Annotated in this window: 4 protein-coding genes and 1 pseudogene; 1 reads left to right on the forward strand and 4 read right to left on the reverse strand. The window is 67.5% G+C overall.

Annotated elements, in window-relative coordinates; all coding sequences use genetic code 11:
* A pseudogene (locus VML93_RS29295) lies at positions 1–483 on the forward strand (hypothetical protein); the annotation flags it as partial.
* Here VML93_RS29295 and VML93_RS29300 read toward each other — a convergent pair.
* From VML93_RS29300 to VML93_RS29315, 4 genes are all read right to left on the reverse strand, one after another.
* Positions 476–1,708, reverse strand: coding sequence for an NAD(P)/FAD-dependent oxidoreductase (locus VML93_RS29300; RefSeq protein ID WP_325615879.1), 1,233 nt, complete (start codon positions 1,706–1,708; stop codon positions 476–478). The pseudogene VML93_RS29295 and the gene VML93_RS29300 overlap by 8 nt on opposite strands.
* A gap of 70 nt (positions 1,709–1,778) precedes the next feature.
* Positions 1,779–2,420 carry an endonuclease gene (locus tag VML93_RS29305; protein WP_325615873.1) on the reverse strand — a complete coding sequence of 214 codons (642 nt, stop codon included), beginning with the start codon at positions 2,418–2,420 and terminating at the stop codon, positions 1,779–1,781.
* 35 nt (positions 2,421–2,455) lie between these two features.
* Positions 2,456–2,788 carry a TfoX/Sxy family protein gene (locus tag VML93_RS29310; RefSeq protein WP_325615875.1) on the reverse strand — a complete coding sequence of 111 codons (333 nt, stop codon included), beginning with the start codon at positions 2,786–2,788 and terminating at the stop codon, positions 2,456–2,458.
* Positions 2,788–3,088 (reverse strand): nitroreductase family deazaflavin-dependent oxidoreductase (locus VML93_RS29315; RefSeq protein WP_325615877.1); only part of this gene is annotated, 301 nt, incomplete at its 5' end. The genes VML93_RS29315 and VML93_RS29310, both read right to left, overlap by 1 nt.

Genomic DNA, 3,088 nt, shown 5'->3' on the forward strand with positions numbered 1-3,088 from the left:
CGGGTGTTGTTCCCGAACACCGCCGGCAACTTCGATGCGGCCATCGCCTCCGTCGGCCATCGTGGGCCGGGCGAAGCCGAGCTGGCCAGCCCGATGTTCGCCGACAATCCGGCGCCGCTGCTGATGGCGGCCGCCCACGCCGCAGCGGCACCCGCCGAGCCGGCGCCGCCGACCAATCTGGCCCGGCGGGTAGCCGACAATGCCCGCAGTTCAAGGGAATTGGCTCACGACACCACACTGCGGTTCACGCATGAGCTTCGGATGGCGTTGCGCGAGCTGGGATCTCGGCGGGTGGCGGCGGACCTGATCGACGTCGTCGACGACGTGTACTACCTGACGTGCGACGAAGTGGTCACCATGCCGGCCGACGCGCGGCTGCGGATCAAACGCCGTCGCAGCGAGCGGGACCGACTGCAGGCGCAGCACCCACCCGACGTCGTCGACCTGACCTGGACGCCGGTGGACCAGGGTCCGACTAGCTGAGCAGATCTCCCAGCGGCGACTGCGGATCGGCCAGCTTGTCGGCATCGACCGGAGACTTCGACCGGATCAGGGCTTTCACGTCGTCGAGCACGTCCCATATGTTGACGTTCATCCCCGCCAGCACCCGGCTTTCGCCGTCGAGCCAGAACGCGACGAATTCTCGGCCGGCCACGTCGCCGCGGAAGACCACCCGGTCGAAGCTGGGCGCGTGCCCGGCATACTCCATCCCCAGGTCGTACTGATCGGTGAAAAAGTAAGGCAACTCGTCGTATTCGCCTGGCTTGCCGAGCATTCCGGCCACCGCCACCGCGGGTTGCTTGAGTGCGTTGGCCCAGTGCTCGGTGCGGATCCGGGTGCCGAACAGCGGGTGTACGGCGGCGGCGATGTCGCCGACCGCGTAGATGTCGGGGTCGCTGCTGCGCAGCGACGCATCGACCGCCACGCCGCCGTCGCTCATGGACAGCCCGGCCTGCTCGGCGAGTTCGATGTTGGGCTGCGCGCCGACGGCGACCAGCACGTTGTCAGCGGCCACCGTCGACCCGTCGCGCAGCTTGAGCCCGGTGGCCCTGTCCGCCTTGGTCTCGATCTCTTCGACCTGCGCCTCGAGCCGTAGGTCCACCCCGTGGTCGCGATGCAGGGTGGCGAACACTTCGCCGACCGTTTCGCCGAGCGCGGCCAGCAGCGGCTGTTTGGCGGTCTCGACGACGGTGACGTTGACGCCACGCTGACGGGCACTGGCGGCCACCTCCAGCCCGATCCAGCCGGCACCCACCACCGCCAGCGAACTCCCGTCGGCCAGAACGGAGTTCAGTGCCGCGGCGTCACCGAACGTACGCAGATAGTGGACCCCGGCGGCGTCGGATCCCGGTATCGGCGGGCGCCGCGATGCGGACCCGGTCGCCAGCAGCAGTTTGTCGTAGCTCACTGTGGCGTCGTCGGGCAAACCGATGGTGTGTGCGGCGGGTTCCAACGACGACACTCGCGTGCCCAGTTTCAAATCGACGCTGTGGTCGCGGTACCAGTCGGAGGTGTGCACGGTGAAATCGCTGAGCGATTTCTTGCCGGCCAGATACTCCTTGGACAGCGGAGGGCGTTCGTAGGGCAGGTGATCCTCTTCGCAGCAGAGAATGATGTGGCCGTCGAAGTCGTTGTCGCACAATGCTTCTGCTGCCTTGGCCCCAGCAAGTCCGCCGCCAACGATGACGAATGTGGTCGAGCTGGCCATGGTGCTGCTCCATTCTGTTGTCAACGTCGCCAGCCTACTCGGCCGGGCTCGGCTCAAAGGTTCGCGCAGCTCAACCCGTCAACTGCCGGCGCACCTCGTCGTCCAGCGACGCCCGCACCAAGGCGGCAGCCAGGCGCGCGTTGGCTCGCGGGGCCAGCGCGGCCAGCTTCGTCGGGGCAGTGGGCAGGCCGAGCTGCCGTGCCGCGCTGGTGGCCCGGTCGTCGAAGTACGGCCGCACCCAGGTCCAGACGTCTTGGACTTCGCGCAGGTAGATATCGGCGCCCGTGTCGCCAATCCCCTTGAATTGCTTGATCATCCGTTTGGCGGCATGGACGTCGTGCTTGCTGCGGTCGGCGATCCCGCGCAGGTCACCGGCGTACTCGTTGCGGACGTGCTCGGCGATGTCGGTCAGCCGGGTGGCCGAGCTTTCGTCGTAGCGCACGTAGTGCGCGCGCCCGAACGCGCTGATCATGGTGCGCCGGTCGGATGCCAGCACCGATTTCGGGGTGCGCAGGCCCGCGCCGAACAACTCCCGCGCGGCGCGCATCGCGGTTGCGGCGTCGATCGGCTTGCTGGCCAGCATGCACAGCACCAGCAGCTGGAACAGCGGCATCGGCTTGTCGTTGAGCCGGATTCCCGCCTCGGCCGCGTACGTGGTGCCGGCCACCTGGAGCAGCCGTCGGGTGAGTTGCCCGGACCCGTCTTTGCTCATGAGCCACCGCGTACCCGCAGCGCACCCCGGCAAACCTATTTGGGCGGCAGGCTGCGCGCGTAGTCCACGCCCCGGGTCACCCAACCCTGCAGCTGCCGTTTGGTTTTGATGCCGTCGGCGTCGACACGTAACCAGCCCCTCGTCTGCCGGCCCGCCATCACCATGGGGGTGACGTGGGCGCGGGTCAGCAGCTTCTCCGTCTCCTCCGGCGGTACCCGCACCATCAGCCCGCCATGGCCGCTGGCGGCGACCGACATGTTGCCGTTGATCAGGAAAGCCAGCCCACCGAACATCCGCTTCTCGTCGACACCACGCTCGGAGCCCAGAAGTTCGCGGATGCGGTTGGCCAGGTCTTCGTCGTATGCCATCAGTCCAGGTCGACGCGAATGGTGAGCAGGTCGGTGGCCATGACGCGCACCACTGCGCTGTTGGCCCGGGGCAGTTTGCGCAGCCGCTGTTTCGCGTCATCGTCGGGCAGTAGGTGCGCGGTTCCGTTGCGCCACTTGCCGCCGACTCGCAGCCGGACGGCCGGGTTGGCCTTGATGTTGCGGACGTAGTCCGAATGCTCGCCGTGTTCGGAGACCATCCAGAACTGGTTGTCGATCACCTTTCCTCCGACGGCGGTGCGCCGTGGCTGTCCCGACTTACGTCCGGTGGTTTCGAGCATC

The organism is Mycobacterium sp., assembly GCF_035499775.1.
Lineage (GTDB): Bacteria > Actinomycetota > Actinomycetes > Mycobacteriales > Mycobacteriaceae > Mycobacterium.